The organism is Bacillus sp. J14TS2 (genome assembly GCF_018333015.1).
GTDB lineage: Bacteria > Bacillota > Bacilli > Bacillales > Bacillaceae_C > Lederbergia.
Window position 1 is genome coordinate 121,830 of the sequence record NZ_BORE01000007.1, and the last position, 19,012, is coordinate 140,841.

15 protein-coding genes and 2 tRNA genes are annotated in these 19,012 nt (G+C 39.5%); 11 read left to right on the forward strand and 6 right to left on the reverse strand.

Going from position 1 to position 19,012, the window contains the following annotated elements; all coding sequences use genetic code 11:
* The first annotated feature begins 25 nt into the window (after positions 1–25).
* From KI375_RS12310 to KI375_RS12320, 3 genes are all read left to right on the forward strand, one after another.
* Positions 26–733: a nucleotidyltransferase domain-containing protein gene (locus KI375_RS12310; RefSeq protein ID WP_212973801.1), complete on the forward strand. Its 708-nt coding sequence runs from the start codon at positions 26–28 to the stop codon at positions 731–733.
* A gap of 93 nt (positions 734–826) precedes the next feature.
* Positions 827–1,732: an EamA family transporter gene (locus tag KI375_RS12315; RefSeq protein ID WP_212973965.1), complete on the forward strand. Its 906-nt coding sequence runs from the start codon at positions 827–829 to the stop codon at positions 1,730–1,732.
* 139 nt (positions 1,733–1,871) lie between these two features.
* Positions 1,872–1,944, forward strand: a tRNA-Thr gene (locus tag KI375_RS12320).
* A 613-nt stretch (positions 1,945–2,557) separates the two neighbouring features.
* On the opposite strand, the gene KI375_RS12325 is transcribed toward KI375_RS12320, so the two are convergent.
* Positions 2,558–4,546, reverse strand: a complete 1,989-nt coding sequence (locus KI375_RS12325) for an elongation factor G (RefSeq protein ID WP_212973802.1) — start codon at positions 4,544–4,546, stop codon at positions 2,558–2,560.
* A 492-nt stretch (positions 4,547–5,038) separates the two neighbouring features.
* On the opposite strand from KI375_RS12325, the gene KI375_RS12330 reads away from it, so the two are divergent.
* A tRNA-Ser gene (locus tag KI375_RS12330) sits at positions 5,039–5,128 on the forward strand.
* Between the two features lie 31 nt (positions 5,129–5,159).
* Here the strand turns inward: KI375_RS12330 and KI375_RS12335 are convergent.
* Positions 5,160–5,354, reverse strand: a complete 195-nt coding sequence (locus KI375_RS12335; RefSeq protein WP_212973803.1) for a hypothetical protein — start codon at positions 5,352–5,354, stop codon at positions 5,160–5,162.
* A gap of 446 nt (positions 5,355–5,800) precedes the next feature.
* On the opposite strand from KI375_RS12335, the gene KI375_RS12340 reads away from it, so the two are divergent.
* Positions 5,801–6,184 carry a group-specific protein gene (locus KI375_RS12340; RefSeq protein WP_212973966.1) on the forward strand — a complete coding sequence of 128 codons (384 nt, stop codon included), beginning with the start codon at positions 5,801–5,803 and terminating at the stop codon, positions 6,182–6,184.
* A gap of 96 nt (positions 6,185–6,280) precedes the next feature.
* Here KI375_RS12340 and KI375_RS12345 read toward each other — a convergent pair whose 3' ends face one another.
* Positions 6,281–7,288, reverse strand: a complete 1,008-nt coding sequence (locus tag KI375_RS12345; protein ID WP_212973967.1) for a zinc-binding dehydrogenase — start codon at positions 7,286–7,288, stop codon at positions 6,281–6,283.
* A gap of 298 nt (positions 7,289–7,586) precedes the next feature.
* Between KI375_RS12345 and KI375_RS12350 the strand changes: the two genes are divergently transcribed.
* Complete coding sequence (locus KI375_RS12350; protein WP_212973804.1) at positions 7,587–8,348, forward strand: DeoR/GlpR family DNA-binding transcription regulator; 762 nt, start codon at positions 7,587–7,589, stop codon at positions 8,346–8,348.
* A 218-nt stretch (positions 8,349–8,566) separates the two neighbouring features.
* Here KI375_RS12350 and mnmH read toward each other — a convergent pair whose 3' ends face one another.
* The 3 genes from mnmH to selD form a co-directional block, all read right to left on the reverse strand.
* Positions 8,567–9,616 carry a tRNA 2-selenouridine(34) synthase MnmH gene (gene mnmH / locus KI375_RS12355; protein ID WP_212973805.1) on the reverse strand — a complete coding sequence of 350 codons (1,050 nt, stop codon included), beginning with the start codon at positions 9,614–9,616 and terminating at the stop codon, positions 8,567–8,569.
* 35 nt (positions 9,617–9,651) lie between these two features.
* Positions 9,652–11,862 carry a YhgE/Pip domain-containing protein gene (locus KI375_RS12360; protein WP_212973806.1) on the reverse strand — a complete coding sequence of 737 codons (2,211 nt, stop codon included), beginning with the start codon at positions 11,860–11,862 and terminating at the stop codon, positions 9,652–9,654.
* Between the two features lie 127 nt (positions 11,863–11,989).
* Positions 11,990–13,042 (reverse strand): selenide, water dikinase SelD, encoded by a 1,053-nt coding sequence (selD, locus tag KI375_RS12365; RefSeq protein WP_212973807.1) that lies wholly within the window; start codon positions 13,040–13,042, stop codon positions 11,990–11,992.
* A gap of 282 nt (positions 13,043–13,324) precedes the next feature.
* Between selD and KI375_RS12370 the strand changes: the two genes are divergently transcribed.
* The 5 genes from KI375_RS12370 to KI375_RS12390 all read left to right on the forward strand — a co-directional run bounded on the left by KI375_RS12370 (position 13,325) and on the right by KI375_RS12390 (position 18,996).
* Positions 13,325–14,944: a spore germination protein gene (locus KI375_RS12370; protein ID WP_212973808.1), complete on the forward strand. Its 1,620-nt coding sequence runs from the start codon at positions 13,325–13,327 to the stop codon at positions 14,942–14,944.
* 15 nt (positions 14,945–14,959) lie between these two features.
* Positions 14,960–16,063 carry a GerAB/ArcD/ProY family transporter gene (locus KI375_RS12375; protein ID WP_212973809.1) on the forward strand — a complete coding sequence of 368 codons (1,104 nt, stop codon included), beginning with the start codon at positions 14,960–14,962 and terminating at the stop codon, positions 16,061–16,063.
* Positions 16,060–17,271 carry a Ger(x)C family spore germination protein gene (locus KI375_RS12380; RefSeq protein WP_212973810.1) on the forward strand — a complete coding sequence of 404 codons (1,212 nt, stop codon included), beginning with the start codon at positions 16,060–16,062 and terminating at the stop codon, positions 17,269–17,271. The genes KI375_RS12375 and KI375_RS12380 overlap by 4 nt, the downstream gene beginning before the upstream one ends.
* A 49-nt stretch (positions 17,272–17,320) precedes the next feature.
* Positions 17,321–17,524 carry a CLC_0170 family protein gene (locus KI375_RS12385; RefSeq protein WP_212973811.1) on the forward strand — a complete coding sequence of 68 codons (204 nt, stop codon included), beginning with the start codon at positions 17,321–17,323 and terminating at the stop codon, positions 17,522–17,524.
* 119 nt (positions 17,525–17,643) lie between these two features.
* On the forward strand, positions 17,644–18,996 hold the full coding sequence (locus KI375_RS12390; protein WP_212973812.1) for an MFS transporter: 1,353 nt from the start codon (positions 17,644–17,646) through the stop codon (positions 18,994–18,996).
* Positions 18,997–19,012 lie beyond the last annotated feature (16 nt).

A 19,012-nucleotide genomic window follows, 5' to 3' on the forward strand; every position in this document is an offset into this window, starting at 1 on the left:
GGAGCATCTATATTGGAGGTATTTTATGGATCAATTAGAATTTATTCAATACAGTTCCCACAAAAAATTGGTAAAAGAGATATTGAAAGAATACCAACCTAAACATGAATGCATTGGCTTCATGCTTATTGGTTCAGTTGCAAGGGGGGATGCCTATCCGGAATCAGATTTAGACTTATTGTTCCTCCTCGAAAACGAACATAGCCAACCATTCCAAACAGAAGTAAAGGGCAATATATTAATTGAATACAAATATACAAACTTCAAACAAGCTCAAGTAAAACTAGAAAAAAATCCAATGGAGATTTATTCATACTTGGATGGGAAAGTTATATATGACAAAAAGGGACAGTTCATTGAATTAAAAAGGATTGCCCTTGAAAAGTATAATTCCTACAAAATTTCCGAGCACCAGACAAATGCAATTTTACATTGGCTAAAAAGTTCATACCATAAGATTAGTGCGGCGAATCAAGAAGAGGATCATTTTAAGGCGTCGTATGTCATCAATACATCGACATGGGTGATGTTAGAAGGTCTATGGGCAATAAATCATCAACCTATGCCTCCTTCAGGAGCAGTTTGGGCACATATTAACAACTTAAAAAGACACCCTCCTAACCTAGACTCACTATTGAAAACAGTATTCGTTGGAGATGTAAAAGAACAAATCGACTCCTTTATGATAATAATAGAGTGGATAATGACAAATCTTGCAAAGTGTAAGCAATAGAAGATAATCTTAATCATGCAAATGAATGTGATTTTATCCGCAAAAATGTTTATAATGGATGTTGGTTATGATTTTTTAAAAGGAGTGATGGGAATGAAAGCATGGCATTATGCACTCCTAGTCTTTTTCGGTGGATGTTGTTATGGGGTCTTATCGACTTTTGTAAAATTAGCTTATGCAGCTGGCTTCACCATGGCAGAAGTTTCTGGGGGACAATACTTATTCGGCACAATCCTTACTTGGGTGCTCGTTCTATTTATAAAAAAGAAGAAAACTCATTTATCTTTCAAGCAAACAATGAAAATAATCATTTCAGGGATTCCAATGGGTTTAACGGGAATCTTTTACTATAAATCCCTACAAACAGTGGACGCCTCTCTCGCCATTATTTTTCTATTTCAATTTGTCTGGATTGGAACAGTGCTTGAATGGATCATCTATAAAGTAAAGCCAAATCGAAATAAATTAATCTCTATTATTATTTTACTTTTTGGTTCAGTCCTCGCCACGGGGCTTCTTGCTAGTGGTGGAAAAGAACTGTCTTGGATCGGCTTGGGATGGGGCATGCTAGCCGCCTGTTCATTTTCTGCTTTTATTTTGGTCAGTGGGGCTGTAGGAAACCAGCTACACCCAATTTTCAAAAGTGCACTACTATCGACGGGGGCTTTATGCACGGTGTTCATTTTATTTCCACCAGCTTTTATCTTCCATGGAGAAATCCTGCTTGGTCTAGCACCATATGGGCTTTTACTTGGCTTTTTCGGAGTGATGTTACCACCATTACTATTTTCAATCGGAATGCCTCATGTTGGACCAGGGCTTGGTACAATTCTTTCAGCCGCAGAATTACCCACTGCTATTGTTCTCTCAACCTTTGTCCTGCATGAAACAGTGACATCGATACAATGGGTTGGTGTCATCGTTGTACTATTTGGCATCTTTATTGGGCAGGCATCATTGTTTCTGAAAAGAAAATATGTACGACCGATAAATCGCTAAACAGTTTAGCAAATTTGCCGGCATTTTGCTGGTAAATTTGTGTCAAAATCCTTCAAGTACTGGTAAAACCTGCCTACCGGCTTTTTTATTGAAATTCTCGAAAAAAAGTATTATTATTTAATATGTTCTAGGATTTAGTGCTGGCGTAGCACAGTTGGTAGTGCACATCACTCGTAATGATGAGGTCGGAGGTTCGAACCCTCTCGCCAGCATAGCCAATAAACGTTGATATCATGCGAACCTCGAAATTTTAGGGGTTCGCTTTTTTTATAGATTCTTCTTAATCGACACTCACAACCCCCACGTCGGCCCGAATCCCTTACCAGCTTCCAGTGTGATCATAGGATCCTAAATTTTAAAAAAGTGAAGCGATATTAACATATTCCACGTCTTTGTATATAGACATATGGATTTACTTGGTAATTCCAAATAATAGCAAAAATATACTCAAAAACTTTAAGGTGGAGTCATAGACGACTATTAAGACTAGAGTTGTGTCCGGAAAAACTACTATTGAGGTATCTGATATATAATGAAAAGGGAGGGTTAAACATGGTATTTGGACCTGGTATTTTTATAATAATCGCTTTTGTTGTATTGGTCGTTTTTATAATATTAAGAAATTCAAAACCAAAGAACTAAGGATTTCTTTATCTAATGGCAGCAGCCTTTTAAGCTGAGTGAACTCAAGCGATCAGGAAATCACCTTTACAATGTTGGGAATTTCCATCATAAAAAAGCCGCATTTATTCATAAAAATGCGGCTTTCTCTATTCACACTTAATACCAGGCTATTGTTCAAATCGAACCAACTCTGGCAAACTTCTATTTTCTCACAGCATTCTGCACATGCATCAAATATTCTTTTTTATTCAGGGGATTATAGTCGCTTCGCTTTCTTGTTGGTATCTCACCATCAATTTTTTTATAGCCAGACGGCCTAGCGATAAAGATGCCCTCCCCCTCCGTATAGGAGTGAAGACCGACCTTAAATGGTTCTGTTGTTGCGACCGGTATGCTTCCTGTTAGGAGAACTGTTTCATTCTTTAATGCAGGCTCATTAAAATCTGCCTTCATTGTTGAAAGATTAAATATGGCCTTACTTAAAGCTTGTGCAGGCACTCTAAGTTCAAAGCTATTAATGGGTTCATAAACCTCTGTACCAGCCTTTGACAAGGCCTCCATCAGAACAAGCGGCGTTAAGTTTCTAAAATCCCCCGCTGTGCTTACGGGGCTAGCATAAGCAGTGTGTGTCAACGTTATGATGACGTCCGTCACTTCCCAACCATATAACCCCTGTTTCAATACATGATACACTGTATCCTCTATCGCTTTTTGGAACGATAAGGGGAGGGAGCCTAGTTCCACATCGAGCTTATAAATGATCCCACTATTTTGCTCACTAGGTTCAACTCTAAATCCTACCGTTGCATAAAATGGATTTCCTTTACTTCCCATAACCTCGACCGCACTTCCAACAGCCTCAGGCTTCTCCATACATATGATCCTCGTTTCAGAAAAACCAACCTCTATATTCTCTTGCTCCTGAAGTACCGTTTTAATGACTTCCTTCTGTACTTCACCGAAAAGCGAGATATAGATTTCTCGATTAAAATCATCCCTTGATATCTTAATAAGCGGGTCTTCCTCTGCCATAGAAGTCAGCACTTCAAACAATTTTTGAGTATCTTCACTATGAAGGGCCTCTATCCTTGTCTCCATATTTGGCTCAGCAAAAGAGACATTTCTAATTCTATCCGACCATTCTCCAAGGACATCACCGATTTTAAGGGATTTAAGGCCATGAATAATCCCGATGTCACCCGCTTCAATCTTTTCTGCATGAAGCGTCTTGCCATCTCGAAGCGCGTTAAGCATTTTGGCCTTATCTGTAGATGGCTCTAGCTCACCCTCACTATTTCTCCTGCTTACAAGGACTTCCTCTCTAACCCGAAGTACACCTGAGAACACCCTGACATATGCTTTCTTTTCTCCCGTATGCTCTCTCTCTATCTTAAAAACCACCGCAGAAAGAGGTTGAGGATCTCCTGCTGTATCCCGACTACAATTTACAGGAAGGAAAGCTTCTAAACTATCAATCAGCGCTTTGACACCGATACCTTTTACCGCTGATCCAATGAATACTGGGAAAACCTTTCCCTCTTTCGACTGTTGACTAATCTCATGCCTTAAAGTTGCCTTAGTCTGCACTTTTCCGTTAACATAATCCTCAAGCAGCGCTTCGTTATTCATCGATAGTACATCAATGCATTTTTCTACAAACGCTTCACTTCCGAAATCATAACTTTCAGCTTGAGCAGTATCCGTTCCTTCGTTTACTCCCATATATAATGGGATAGCACGATTAGTTAATTTCTCCTCAATGCTTTGGATAACTTTAGAAGAATCGGCCCCACTTCTATCGATCTTATTAATAAACAGCAGAGTAGGTATCTTTAGCTTCATCAGACTGTTCATCAGGATCTTGGTTTGCGCCTGTATCCCTTCAACGGCTGAGATCACGAGTATTGCGCCGTCAAGGATGCTAATAGATCGCTCCACCTCTGATATGAAATCAGCATGCCCCGGTGTATCTATTAGATTCACCTTAAGATCCTGGATGGTGAAAGATACCGTCGAGGCTTTAATTGTGATGCCTCTTCTCCGCTCCAGGTCCATAGAGTCCGTCTGAGTATTGCCTTTATCCACTCTTCCCAGCTCATTTATAACCTTTGTTTCATATAGAATATTTTCAGTAAGGGTCGTCTTCCCTGCATCGACATGTGCAAGGATCCCTATATTTAAAATTTTCATTCAGTAATTTCCTCTTTTCATTTATCATATTTATTTCCTCTCCAGTTCTTTTAAATTGCCGCATAACTATATACCTCCATAATGGTTTTATTTTTTAGTTCAGTCATTTTAGTCCAACTTGCACTCATGCTGAATATTCTGACATTTGCATTTTATCATGATTGATGTTGTTTCGCAAGTAAAGTTTAAAAACACAACACTAAACGCTAATATCTTAATGGTCCGTTAAGTTATTTATGATTTATATAGAAAAGATAGCCTTACTATATGGATACGAAGCAAATGAACTGACAACAACTAGATGCTTCATTATTAAGCTTCTCGACAACTTGATGGCGGTGGCCAAATTATCTATTGTTTTCAGTTGTTGTCAATTTATTATGAATGTGTTGCCAAGTAATGTATTTAGTAGTAAAATAAATCACGTTGATTGGCGCATACACTCACTCATAATGATGAGGTCGGAGGTTCGCCAGCACCATTCATTGGATTGGAGAAGTACCCAAGTCCGGCTGAAGGGGACGCACTCGAAATGCGTTAGGACGGGCAACTGTCGCGTGGGTTCGAATCCCACCTTCTCCGTTTTTAGAAAACTAGTAAATCCTACTAGAAGCTATTTCTTTTTACTCCATTTTTTCAAATCAAAATAAAACCAAATAGACATAAGAATATAGTAGGCTAGAAGTATGCCAACGGTTTTATGAAGGTCTTCCCAGTTTCCCCTTATTACACAAAGAAGTGTAACCATGATTAGAAAAAAAACAGGATAAGCTAAAAAGCGCATTAGAAATTCCATTTGAATTTTCATAAAATTCTCCTTATCTGCAATGTACCATATACAAAAAACCTATTTTAATTACCCTAGGATATCAGAATTAACCTTAATTTTCCTTGGGTATAAGTCTCTTCAACAATGCCTCTCAAGAATGAACTAAATCCCTCTTTATGTCTTTTAACTCAAAGATCAGGACGGACTTTCCTTCCAAAGTTTTTTACGTTTCTGACTGGAACTTCTGCCAGCAATACATTATCACCGAATGATTTTTGTTGCAGCGTCTCCTGATGCTACCATAACATTACCTCCTAATGTTACACCAGGTTGCATTTTTGCATGTCCTCCAATCCAGCAATTTCACATCAGTTGTTCGTTTTAATTCTTTCTCTCTCTTTATTGAATCTAATGGATGATTTACAATATATATGTCTACTTGAAGATGCCCCTGGCAGTCCAACTTAACAAGGAGCTTGTTAATGATGAAGAAATTTTATATTGCATCCAGCTTTATAAATATTGATACAGTTCGTTATGTTAGTAATGAGTTAAAGAGTAAAGGGTATATTCAAACATATGATTGGACAAAAAACATCAGAGCATCAACTTTTGAGGACCTAAAAGAAATAGGATGCCAAGAAAGAGACGCTGTGATGGAAGCGGATTTTATTATTGTGTTATTACCAGCAGGGAAAAGTAGTCATATTGAATTCGGTATTGCACTTGGACAAAGAAAAAGAATACTCCTCTATTCCCCAAATGACGAAGTAAATAATTTCGAAACTACCAGTACCTTTTACCATCTATCTGAAGTTGAGAAATGCATTGGAACTATTGATGATTTAATCGCTATGGTAACAAAATAAGAGAGTATTCTTAAGTTAAACCTTCTTTGTATTTTTCTTACAGAAAGGACCATCCAATGATTAGATTGCATGGTCCTTTCTTATTATAGAGGAAGGCTACCACTCAAAAGCCATAACAGTTTTTTTCCAACCTTTATGTTCTGCGGTTTCATCCATCATTTTTTTCATATCCTCTGCATGCCGAATAAGATAGTCTTTTTCCGGTAATAGCTTCCTCAAAGCTTGTTGGTACTCATAATTTCGAAAAGCCTCCATCAGTTGCTGAAAATCTTTTGCTGTACTTCTAGAGCTCCCATACAAGGTCAATCCCTTTTCTAAAAGATCTCTCGTATTGATCGGAACTTTTTCTTCTGTTACACCCAATAGGACCATCTTTCCTTGTGGTTCAATTAAATCGATCGCTTGATTGATCGCCTGTTCACTAAACCGACCTCCTGTACATTCAATAACAGTTGTCACTTTTGGATATTGTTTAAAATCGAAATGATGAACAAGATACGTACTAGCAAACCCAAATTGTTCTAGCTTCTCCGCTACAGCTCCGAAAACGATTAGTCTTTCCTTTGGAATTTTAAAAATATAATGAAGCATAGCGGCGGTTAAATACCCTACTGGTCCATCTCCAAATACGGCTACTCTTCCTTCGTGCAGCACGTCTTGAACATAACGAAGTGCATGCAGAGATACAGAGTTTAATTCAGCAAGCAAGGCAATGCGATCCGGTACCTCTCTAGGAATCGGAATAGCATTTTCCGCTGGTAAAATCAATTGGCTTTGCCCAATTCCATCGTAACCGCTTCCAAGGAAAACGCCATTTTTGGAATAATTATCACCTATAGATCTCTCGGTTTCCTCTGATTCCTGCTCATGTAAGAGTCGGCCTGGAATGGTAGGGACAATAACAACCCTTTGACCGACTTGCAAAGAATCATCTCTTGAGAGCACAACTTCCCCAATCCCTTCATGGAATAAAGCCATTGGCAGTTTTTCCTTCAAGGCATTTTTTCTCCTTTGTCCCGTATAATAACGAAGATCTGCATGACATACACTAGCTAGGACTGGTTTAATTACCACATAGCCATTGGAAAGTTCATGTTGAAGCATCACCTCCGTAATCTCACCTGGCTCTGTTAATCTATAAGCCTTTGAATCAATTAAATTCAAAAGTATCCCTCCTGGTTGTTCATTTTTGTTTACTTTTGTACATTATATTCATAAAAAACAAAAATATCAACACAATAAAGCAAATAAAAGCCGTATAGTTCTTTTTCTCTTTTATCAATAAAGTGAACCTTCAATCAGTGGGGATTTTCTTTCTTCCCACTGATTGAGGTTTCACTTTTATGTTCATTCGTTTTTGTTTATGATAAAAGGAAGAACCCTGAGATTGGGAGGAAAGGCAATGCTACCATTAGAAAGGCATCAAAATATTTTGCAATATCTTAAAGAACACAGTGTAGCTACTGTATCTGCTTTAGCAGAGCATTTCCAAGTTCATGAAGCCACAATTCGAAGAGATTTAAACACACTTGTGAAAGAGGGACATTTAAAAAGGACACATGGAGGCGTCATTATGGAGGAGGAAGTTCACTCCGAACCTCCCTTCCAAGAACGAGAATCCGCTCAGCTTGAGGAAAAGATACGAATCGGACAATCGGCCGCACAAATGGTTGAAGATGGAGAAAATATTATTCTTGATTCTGGAACAACTACTGTTCATATCGCAAAATCAATTACGAACAAAAGAAATCTAACTGTCATCACGAATGATATTAATATTGCCGCGATCCTTCGATCGGCTCCCTCTATTAAAGTCATTGTGACAGGCGGAATCTTATTCCCAGATAGTTATATGCTAAATGGGATGATTACCGATGAAGTACTGCAAACATTACATGTCCATAAAGCTTTTATCGGCACTCCCGCTCTGCATCATCAAAAAGGCCTTACCCATTTTGATGAATCCCTTGTATCAGCAAAGCGAGGGATGATTCGAGCATCGAAGCAAGTCATTGTTGTAGCAGATCATACAAAAATAGGCAGTGTCTCCTTGCATAAAGTTGCGAGCTCTAATCACATCCATAATATTATTACCGGAAAAGAGGCAGAGGAGTTAGACTTGCGGGCATGGGAGGAAATCGGAGTACAGGTTCAATTTGTTTAACGAAGGCTGGACAAGCTTGGAGCCTGATAAGGATGAAAAAGGATAGGAAAGGATAGGAAAGGATGAGAAAGGATGAACAGCTAAGTTCGCGCCATCCTGGCGCAACGCTGTTCTGACCAACTTCCTGTTGGCCTAAGTTCGCGCCGTCCTGGCGCAACGCTGTTCTGACTAACTTCCTGTTGGCCTAAGTTTACGATATCCTAACTTAAAACAGCGGATTACCCACTATGGGAAATCCGCTGTTTGCTGACGATTTGCTGAATCTTTTCTTTTGCCTCTTCAATATTCTTCACATGGATCGTGATCTTTTGTGCTTCCGGGTATTGTTCAGCTGCATGTTGATAACGAGGATCATAATAGTATTCTAGTAACCGACGGACGACCAAGGAATAGTTCTCATTTTGTAAAGCTTGTTCCACTTCTTCCGCTATAGGTGTATGAATCCTCGCTTTTATACGCTGAAATGCTTCTATGCACTCTTGCTGGTGCTCCCAGGGCTGATAATCATCTAATATCGTTTGAATTCTTTCTTCTATCGGCAGGTTAATGAAAATATGGGTACCTTTATCTTTTAATGCTTCTATAACAGGAGGTAAAAGGGCCTTCCCAACCCTTCTACTCTCCCCCTCAAGCAAAACAGAGGATGAGTCTTTTAGTTGGTCCATCCTCTGTACTAACAAAGAGTCGAACACCTTTTGATTATGCGGTTCAAGACCAATTCCACCAAAGATGGACCCGCGGTGATTAGCTAACTTTTCTAGGTCAATCACCGGAAATCCCTCTTTTTGAAGTTCCCGAAGAATGACTGTTTTCCCTATACCTGTATTTCCATCTAAAATATAAGCATGTGGAGTAAAATCGATTGTCTCTAATCGCTCTACAACCCATTTACGGTAGGACCTGAATCCTTCTTCCAAGCGCAATACATGGATCTTCATCAATTCAAGTACCGTAGCCGTGGTTTTGCTGCGCATGCCTCCACGCCAGCAAAATACAGCCTTTTCACCCTCAATCTCTTTAAAGCTCTGAACAAATGCAGGGAGCTTTGCGGAGATTATTTCTAACCCCCGCTCTTGTGCAGCCTCTGGACTCACCTGTTTATATAATGTGCCTACCTCAGCCCTTTCTTGATCTGTAAAGAAAGGGATGTTAATGCTACCTGGAATCGTAGCATTTTGGAATTCTGACGGTGAGCGGACATCAATCATCGTCACTTTATTCTGATTTGCTAACTTCAGCAATTCCTCAATCGTTATGTTTCGATGCATGATTTTTACCTCTCTCCCTTACATATATCCTACTCTTAGTGGACTAGTCCCGATTCCTTTGATTTCTCTAGGAATTTTTTAGTCTTCTTATTAATGGGCTCTTTTAAGAATGCTCCAAAGATGATCGCAAGCACTCCGCAAAGGACAAGTACACCAATATCTCTTAACGCCCTTCCCCAAACAATTCCACCTACAGCTTCACGCATTAAATCAACCGCATAAGTGAACGGCAAATAGGGGTTAATAACTTGGAAAAACTTAGGCAACAGCTCAACAGGGTATGTCCCGCCTGATCCCGAAATTTGTAAGACAAGCAACACAATGGCCAATGCCTTTCCAACATTTCCAAATACCGAGACAAGAGAATACACGATTAAAATAAAGACTGAACTAACGAGGAGACCGAATAAGACAAGCCAAACAGGATGCTTGGCATTCACGCCAATCAGAAATAAGTCTCCCAACGTCACCACTATCGTTTGCACAATACCAATCGTCCAGAATGTGAAAAAGCGTCCAAAGTAAATTTGTCTCCCAGTGTATAAACCCTCATTATGCACATCTACTGCTAGCAAGGAAATAAGTAATAATGCTCCTACCCACCCAGCTAATACAGTATAGAACGGTGTCATGCCTGTTCCATAATTTTCGATTGGAAACAATTCATTTTGGTTCAACAATACTGGTTCTTCAAAAAAGCTTTGTTCCGCGGAAGGATCATTGCGCAATAACTGGATAATTTCATTAATATCTGTATCCTTTTGCACCTCTCGAATCTTATCCGCTAATTGTTTTACCTTATCGTTGACATATGGGAATTCACCGGAGGCATATTCAAGCATGCCTTTTCCTTCTTTTAAGTTCTTTTGAGTACTATTCAACACCCTTTCCACTTCTGGCAAGGTCGATTGAATTTCTTCCAAAATTCCTTTAGCTCCGGTTAATGTGCCTTTGGCTTTTCCTACTTCTTCTAAAATCGTCGGCTCAATATTATTTTGATATTCTTTCACAAATTCGTCCAGCTTAATGTTTGTATCTGCTGCAGCTTGATGAATTTGATCGACTACTTTACTAGCGGCTTCTGTATTATTTAAGAATTGATCCATTTGATTAACATCAGTACGTAATTGTTCCAATGATTGTCGCAGTTCGGCTGTTTGGGAAATTGCTTGATCTATTTGTTCCTGCGAAAGTTGATCGGATGGCTGCCCTTCCTCTGCCTCTTCATCAGAATCAGATGGTGGAGGTAGTTGAGCATTGGTATCCTGTAACTGCTGTAAAGCCTTCTCAACTGTATTCAACGTGGCAATCGCATTATCAAGCTGTTGTTCTATATTTTCCTGCACTTTTTTTCCTTCATTGATATCAATCTTGCTTTCTTTAGCTTTATCTAAAAGCTGATTGATTTGATCAGTGATCGATTGGACCTTTGCGACATTCTCTTTCACTTTCGGTGCGATCGAATTTAAACGCTCTTCCGCTTCATTCATATAGCCCAAGGTCTGATTAATCGTCGTTAAACCAGTATTTGTATATTCCTTTGCTTCAGGGAGCGCTCCTTGCGTCTTATTCAGAATGTCCCCAGCAGAATTCGCATCACCTAACGACTCGTTCAACATTCTATGAATTTCCGGAAGATTTTCCTCTAGGGTAAAAATATAATCCTCAAACTTCTCAATATCCGGTAAATTACCCTCTAATTCAATACCTAAATTATTAAATAGGTCAAAAATAATTCCATTGACTGTTGAAACAAATTTACTACTCACTTCATCCGCTATAACAGATGCGCCTTTTTCGGTTATTTTCGGTGAAACAGCATTTAACTTTTCATTGACATAATACTCCATCTGGGCCTTCTTAGGCTCATCTGATAGTACGGTTCCTAACTTTTCCGAGAAGTCTTCAGGAATAATGACAATCGCAAAATAATCTCCATATTCCACTTTATCCATGGCATCTTTTCGATTGGTAAAATGCCATTGCATATTTTTATTATCCTTAAGATTGTCAACGACTTCTTTCCCTGCATTAATCTCTTGATCGCGAACGGTTGCCCCTTTATCCTCGTTAACAATCCCGATGGGAAGATTCCCCGTATTAGAATACGGATCCCACATAGCGGCAATATTGAACCATGCATATAATGAAGGCAAAATGGCAAGCCCACCAATAAGGATCATGGCAGCCCAATTGGTGACAATATTTTTTAAATCTTTCCTATAAATATTTAAACTGTTTTTCATATCGGTGTCCTTTTTTGGGATCGAAATTTTGATAGCATTTTGCCTATTATCCCCATTTCCATAAAATGTAACCAACCTGATCACATTTCGTGCGGACAGCTCACCCTTTCTCTCTTTGTTCAATCATTTAAAAGTCTATGATCACGTGTCCTGTATGATCCGCCACAACCTCACCAATTAGGGAAGCCTCTACCCCATTTTGTTGTAAGTCTGCTAATAATGCCTCTGAATCATCATGCGCTACACTAATAAGTAGCCCACCAGAAGTGACTGCATCACACAAAATCCATTGATCTACCTGATCCATTGACTCTGGAAAGGTAACTGATCCTTCTAAGTGGGAAAAATTGTTTTTCGTACCACCAGGTATCACGCCCTGTTCAGCCAATTCTCTCACTCGTTTCAGCACAGGTACTTGGCTCTTTTTAATATGCAAGCCTACTGCACTTCCTTTTGCCATCTCTGAAGCATGGCCGAGTAATCCAAAACCTGTAACATCTGTACAAGCATGAATATCATAATGAGCCATTGTCTCTGCCGCTGTCTTATTCAAAGTCGTCATTACATTTGTTAGATTAGTGATTTCTTCCTCTTTCAATAAGCCCTTTTTCAAAGAAGACGATAGAATCCCTACTCCAATTGGCTTGGTTAAAATTAATCGGTCTCCTGCTTGAGCGCCAGCATTCGTTCTAATCTTATCCGGGTGGACGGTTCCTGTCACGGCGAGGCCAAACTTCGGCTCTTGATCATCGATTGAATGACCTCCAACTAAAGTGACGCCTGCTTCCTGAAGCTTATCTGCCGCTCCCTTTAAAATATCAGCCAAAATCTCTTTTTCTAATGTCGCGATGGGGAATGCAACAATATTTAACGCAGTGATAGGTGTCCCTCCCATCGCGTAGATGTCACTAATCGCATTGGTAGCTGCGACTTGTCCAAAGGCATAAGGATCATCAACAATAGGTGTAAAAAAGTCTAATGTTTGAACGATCGCTAAGTCATCCGTGAGTCGGTAGACCCCGGCATCATCACTCGTATCAAGGCCAACCAGCAAATTCGGATCATGCTTGGCAGGTGGCAGCATACGAATCACCTCTGACAAATCCGTAGGACCAATCTTACAACCACATCCTCCTTTTGAAGATAAAGACGTTAATTTTACCGAACTAGACTGTGTCATAAGACATCAACCTTTCCTTTTTAAATATGTGTTCAAAGAAGCTAATTTAACCAGACTTCTCTAAGCATCCTCTTAAAAATATATATACAGTATAAATGATATTGTAGGATAATATCTATCTTTTACTTCCTTATCTTCATTTATTTCATAACTAATAGCCTTATATCACACTTACCTCACTTGAATGATCTTCTATTTCGAAAGATCAGCTTACATATTTACCCTTCCACTGCACATACTGACAATAGACTTAATAATCACAAGGAGATAGAAGGAATGTCTATGTCGCTTTGGAAACGAAAAAGAAAAAAAGAGAAAAAAACGCATGTAAATATTCCTCACTCTCGCATTGAGCAGTATAAGGATGATGAGATAAATGGAAACTTAGATGATACGATTGCTTTTATCAAATCATTATTAGGAGATAATGATGATCTGATTATTCGTCGTTTTTCCATCTATGGGACACATTCGGCTGCTTTATTTTATATTTCCAACCTCGTTGAACAACAAACCATTAACCATGAACTGTTAAAGCCTCTAATGGAATTGCCTACCCAGATAGATATCAAGGAACTTGAACCAGCTGCACTTCTTTCAACATTATCGGAGCAAATTATCTATCATGGGCAACTTGGAAAGGAATCACATCTAGTAAAGCTAGTGGACGCCATTTTAGCAGGAGAAACGATCCTTGCAATAGACAGTGCTTATGAAGCTATTCATATTGACACACGTTATATTGAAAAAAGAGCTGTCTCTCAGCCTGAAACAGAACAAGTCATTATTGGACCCAGGGAAGGCTTTATTGAACGATTAGGAACGAATATTGGCTTGTTACGCTATCGATTACCGACAGCAGATTTTTGTGTAAAGTCGCTAAAGGTTGGAAGGCTAACGAAATCTAAAGTCGCGATTTGTTATTTAAAAGGAATAAGCGATCAAGCTCTAGTTGATGAAGTAGAAAAACGCCTAAAGAAGATCGATATCGATGCCGTCTTAGATGTTGGCTATATCGAGCAATATATTGAAGATAATCATTATACTCCCTTTACTCAAACTTTATTAACGGAACGGCCAGACAGTGCGGTTGGAAATTTAATCGAGGGAAGGGTCGCCATTCTTGTCGATGGCTCTCCCTTCGCTATGTTAGTGCCTGCTGTATTTAACCAGTTCTATCAGGCAACAGAAGATTATTCGACCCGTTTTGCGATGGGGAGTTTTCAACGATTTATTCGCATGTTTGCCCTTGTCTTTTCCCTAATTGTTCCAGGTTTATATGTCTCTTTTATTTCCTTTAATCCAGAATTATTACCAACTGATTTTGCGGTCGCTGTCGCAGGAGGAAGATCGGGGGTTCCGTACCCTGCTGTCATTGAGGTGCTACTCTTGGAAGTAGCAATGGAAATATTACGGGAAGCCACTGTACGGTTACCAAAACAGATCGGGAATGCTTTATCGATTGTCGGTGTTTTAATTGTTGGTGATGCCGCGGTGCAAGCAGGCCTATCAAGTCCAATCACAGTCGTAGTCATAGCGGTTACAACGATTGCTTCGTTTGCAACTCCGGTTTATAGTGCAGCATTTGCCTTGCGATTACTCCGTTTTCCATTAGCGATTCTCGCTGGACTATTCGGATTATATGGACTAATGGTTGGATTGATTATGGTCTTAAATCACATGCTCTCTCTGAAGTCATTCGGTGTTCCTTATCTTAGTCCAACCTCTCCTTGGAATACACAAGGAATGAAGGACAGTGTGATTCGCTTTCCGTTTTGGTGGATGCCAAAAAGGCCGAAAATGTTTCAACCAAAAAATAAGACTCGTGTAAAAGTGAGTAAAGAAGAGATTAAATCAAAGCCCAGCCAACCTCTTAATCCATTGAATAAGCGAAACAAATAATGGGGGGAAGAAACAATGGAACCAACGAGAAATATAACAGTGGGCCAAATAATTGCGATACTAGTTAGTACCATCATCGGAGTTGGGGTTTTACGGCTTCCCCTTGTTGCCGTACAATCTGCTGATACGGGAGCTCCACTTTTAATACTTTTATCCGCCATTTTCGTTTTTGTTGGGATGTGGGGCATTGCAAAGGTTGGGAATCTGTTTCCAGATGAAACGTTCGTGGAGTACAGTAAACACATCCTTGGAAAATGGTTGGGGTGGCTATATATCTTTATGATTATCGCCTTTTTTATCCTGTTAACTGGTTTTGCAGCAAGAGAATTCGGAGCAGTAGTCGTAACATCTGTCTTACCAAGAACACCACTTGAAGTGACCGTGATTGTCATGCTAGTAATGGCCGTGATTTTTACTCGGGGAGATATGAACACCTTTACTTATATTCATAGCTTCTACTTACCTGTTATATTAGTCCCACTATTAATTATTACATTGGTCTCTCTAAAAGATGCCAATACCCTTTTTCTCCAACCAGTACTGGGAAATGGCTTCAAAATGATGACAGGTATTCCAGAAATAGCAGCATTATTTCAAGGCTCCTTTGTTTTGGCGATCCTAATCCCGCTTATGCAGAAGCCGAAAAAGGCACTAAAGGCTAGTTTTTGGGGAGTAGCCATTTCTGGTGGCTTTTTCATCATGATTATTGTCGCTTGCATCGCCCTCTTTGGAGTAGAAGAAATAAAAACGATCATGTGGCCGACACTAGGGCTCGCGCGGGCGACCTCCCTTCCTGGCAATACATTACAACGTCTTGATGTCGTTTTCTTGGCCATTTGGGTAACGGCGGTGTTTACAACGATCTTTTCGAATTATATGCTGACAACCCAGGCGCTGAAACAATTTTTGCGCCTGCGGGACCATAAAGCGCTGGCACTTTTTCTATTGCCGATTATCTTCTTCGTAGCGATGTTTCCCGTTGAAACGATCGAAATGTATCGATATATAAAAGTATTTGGCATATTGGGACTTATCCTCACTTTTATTTTTCCATTTATTTTATTAATTGTCGCCAAAATCCGCAAAGTGCCAAAGAAGAAGAAAGGAGCAGGGAAATGAGCTATAAATCAATTCTTGTCTTTATCATAATTTCCCTGTTGATTCCACTCCTCGGAGGATGCTGGGACAGTATCGATATTGAAAAAAGGGCCACTGTACTGGCGATTGCGATCGATAAAGCCGAGCCGGGTGAAGAAAAAGAAGAGGGATATATTACTCACATGCCTGGATCCCAACCAGCAACCGATAAGTTACTGAAGGTCACAGCTCAGGTTTCTGTTCCGGGACGAATTCCCTTAGGCCCTGAAACAACAGGCGGAGAAGATAAAGCGCCAGTGTGGGTGATTAGCACTGTAGGTCATACAGTCGATGATGCTTTATTAAATTTGCAGCAAGAACTAGCCGACCAGCTATTTTTAGGTCATTTGCGCATCCTTGTTATCAACCAAGAAATTGCTAAAGAGGGAGTGAAAGAACTCAATGACTTTTTCCGACGCAATGCGCAAGTGAGAAGAACAACTTGGATGGTCATTTCGGAGGAAAAGGCAGAAAAGTATATGGAAATCGCGCCAAAATTGGAACGAGTGCCTGCTTTATACTTAACAGATATGGTAAGCAATTCCGAAAAATTAGGGAAAATCCCTTCCTCTGATATGGGAATATTTTGGAGAACACTCTCAAGTAAAGGGCAAGATGGCGCCTTACCCTATTTAAAAATACACAAAGCGGAGAATATAGCCATCAAAGGATTTGCTTATTTTCATGAAGATAAAATGAAAGGAACGATTGAGCCGATTGAAATTGGCCAATTCATGGGTATCCTTGGGGAAAAGCAAGGAGGCTACGGGGTCTTCATCAACGTTCCAGGCACTGACGACAAGGTACTAGTACGCGCTATTCGCCGTTATTCCAGAATGAAAGTAAGCATTAAAGACGGGAAACCTAAAATCCGTATTAAAATTCGCTATGAAAATGAAATTGATGAAGATGCAAAAAGTGATGTGAATCTTGCCAGTATCGACTTAATCAAAAAAATTGAAAAACAAACCAATAAGGCTACAACAGCCTCCTTGAAAAAATTAATCCGAAAAATGCAAAGAGAGGAATCTGACATCTTTGGTTTCGGTGAACACGTACGAGCAAAACAACCTGCCTATTGGAAGAAACATATAAAAACAAAAGAAAATTGGCGGCAGGTTTTTAAAGAGGTCGACTTTGACATCGAGGTGGACACCGAAATTCAACAATCTGGTATTAAATCTAATTAAACATTGCTACAGTTCGCTTAGATTTACTGCATGAAAGGAGTTAATGGACATGTTGGATATCAGTTATGGCTACTACCTGATTAGCCTCTTCATTCTAACAGGAATAATCATCCTCCTATTAGATGTAAAAACACATTCAACAACCAACCAGAAAAAGGAGAAAAAAGTCACCCTTTTTTTAGGATGGGCAAACATTGTCCTTGGTTCAACTTTCTATATCGTAAGTTGGATTTACCAGAAATGGTTCTGGTGACCATATTAGGTTTTTTAACGTTTTTCCCGAATTCCTGAAGCTTGGATAAAGTTGAAATTATACGTAAAATGCGTTAAGTTGTTTTGGTATACTATTTTGACAGCATTGGTGTGATGACTTTGGCAGTAAAAACACATAAAACATGGTTGTTTGTCCTTACTATTGGTCTAGGTACGTTGCTTAATCCGCTTAATTCATCGATGATTTCTGTTGCACTAACTCGGATGCAGCATGAGTTTGCTTTGACGTTCGCAGACGCTTCTTGGCTGATTTCCATTTTTTACATTGCAAGTGCTGCAGGCCAGCCAGTGATGGGAAAATTAAGTGATATGTTTGGACCGAAAAAATTATTTTTGTCCGGATTATTGCTTGTCGCATGCTCTGCCATACTCGCTCCCTTTTCACCTAATTTCCCCTTTTTGCTCGGTTGTCGTGCTTTAATGGCGATCGGCAGTTCAACCTTGTTTCCAAGTGGAATGAGTATGGTGCGTACACATATTACAAAGGGACAGGCTAAAGCATTAGCCACCTTGTCTATTTTCGCTTCCACCTCTGCCGCCTTTGGCCCTTCAATTGGTGGATTTCTAATTGAAAGCTGGGATTGGCCATCGATTTTTATTATCAATTTCCCCTTTATTCTTACTGCTTTTATATTGGCTATTTTTATTTTACCGAATACTAGCCAGGGAAAAGTTGAACTAAGACGAATTGATTTCATTGGCATTTTCCTATTTATTTTCGCAATTATTGGATTGATTTTATTCCTTCTATCGCTCGAAAATAAAATTCATTGGTGGGCACTAGGCATTTTCATATTGGGCGCAATCAGCTTTTATCAATATGAAAAGCGACAAGAAGAACCTTTTATTGACCTACCGTCATTAAAAAGAAATCCCACGGTTTCCTTAATCTATTTACAATTTATCAGTATTAACTTAGTGTATTATTGTTATTTCTTTGGTTTTCCGACCTTTTTGCAACAGGTTCATCATTATAGCGAAAGAAATACCGGCTTAATTATGTTGGCCCTTGCCGGAGCGGGCGTCATCATTGCCCCTTTCGCTGGAAAAATGATTGATCAACATGGTTCCAAAAGGCCGCTTGTTATCGGAGCGATCATTTTATTGATTGGAACAGCTTTATTGCTAACCTTACAAGAAAACTCTTCCTTGTTGTGGTTGCTCGTAATTATGGTCGTATTAGGGACTAGTAATGGATTTAATAATATTTCCATGCAAACTGCGTTATATGAACATGTAAAACCAGAAGATACCGGCTCTGCTTCAGGATTATTTCAAACAAGTCGTTATCTCGGATCGATTCTCTCCTCAAGCTTGCTTGGCATTGCCTTTAATGGTCATTTAGATACGCAACATTTACATAATGTCGCACTAGTTTGTCTGATCTTTTGCTCATTGGTCGTTATTCTCGCGATTCGATTACCAAGTCACCGTCATCGTGTTGAGCATTGATTCTACTCCCCCTTTC

Coding starts and splice junctions, on each gene's coding strand:
- KI375_RS12340 (WP_212973966.1), top strand. CDS start 5,801: ATGAAGAAATTTTATATTGCATCCAGCTTTATAAATATTGATACAGTT.
- KI375_RS12375 (WP_212973809.1), top strand. CDS start 14,960: ATGGAACCAACGAGAAATATAACAGTGGGCCAAATAATTGCGATACTA.
- KI375_RS12315 (WP_212973965.1), top strand. CDS start 827: ATGAAAGCATGGCATTATGCACTCCTAGTCTTTTTCGGTGGATGTTGT.
- KI375_RS12360 (WP_212973806.1), bottom strand. CDS start 11,862: ATGAAAAACAGTTTAAATATTTATAGGAAAGATTTAAAAAATATTGTC.
- selD (WP_212973807.1), bottom strand. CDS start 13,042: ATGACACAGTCTAGTTCGGTAAAATTAACGTCTTTATCTTCAAAAGGA.
- KI375_RS12310 (WP_212973801.1), top strand. CDS start 26: ATGGATCAATTAGAATTTATTCAATACAGTTCCCACAAAAAATTGGTA.
- KI375_RS12335 (WP_212973803.1), bottom strand. CDS start 5,354: ATGAAAATTCAAATGGAATTTCTAATGCGCTTTTTAGCTTATCCTGTT.
- KI375_RS12380 (WP_212973810.1), top strand. CDS start 16,060: ATGAGCTATAAATCAATTCTTGTCTTTATCATAATTTCCCTGTTGATT.
- KI375_RS12345 (WP_212973967.1), bottom strand. CDS start 7,288: ATGCTTCAACATGAACTTTCCAATGGCTATGTGGTAATTAAACCAGTC.
- KI375_RS12370 (WP_212973808.1), top strand. CDS start 13,325: ATGTCGCTTTGGAAACGAAAAAGAAAAAAAGAGAAAAAAACGCATGTA.
- KI375_RS12325 (WP_212973802.1), bottom strand. CDS start 4,546: ATGAAAATTTTAAATATAGGGATCCTTGCACATGTCGATGCAGGGAAG.
- KI375_RS12385 (WP_212973811.1), top strand. CDS start 17,321: ATGTTGGATATCAGTTATGGCTACTACCTGATTAGCCTCTTCATTCTA.
- mnmH (WP_212973805.1), bottom strand. CDS start 9,616: ATGCATCGAAACATAACGATTGAGGAATTGCTGAAGTTAGCAAATCAG.
- KI375_RS12350 (WP_212973804.1), top strand. CDS start 7,587: ATGCTACCATTAGAAAGGCATCAAAATATTTTGCAATATCTTAAAGAA.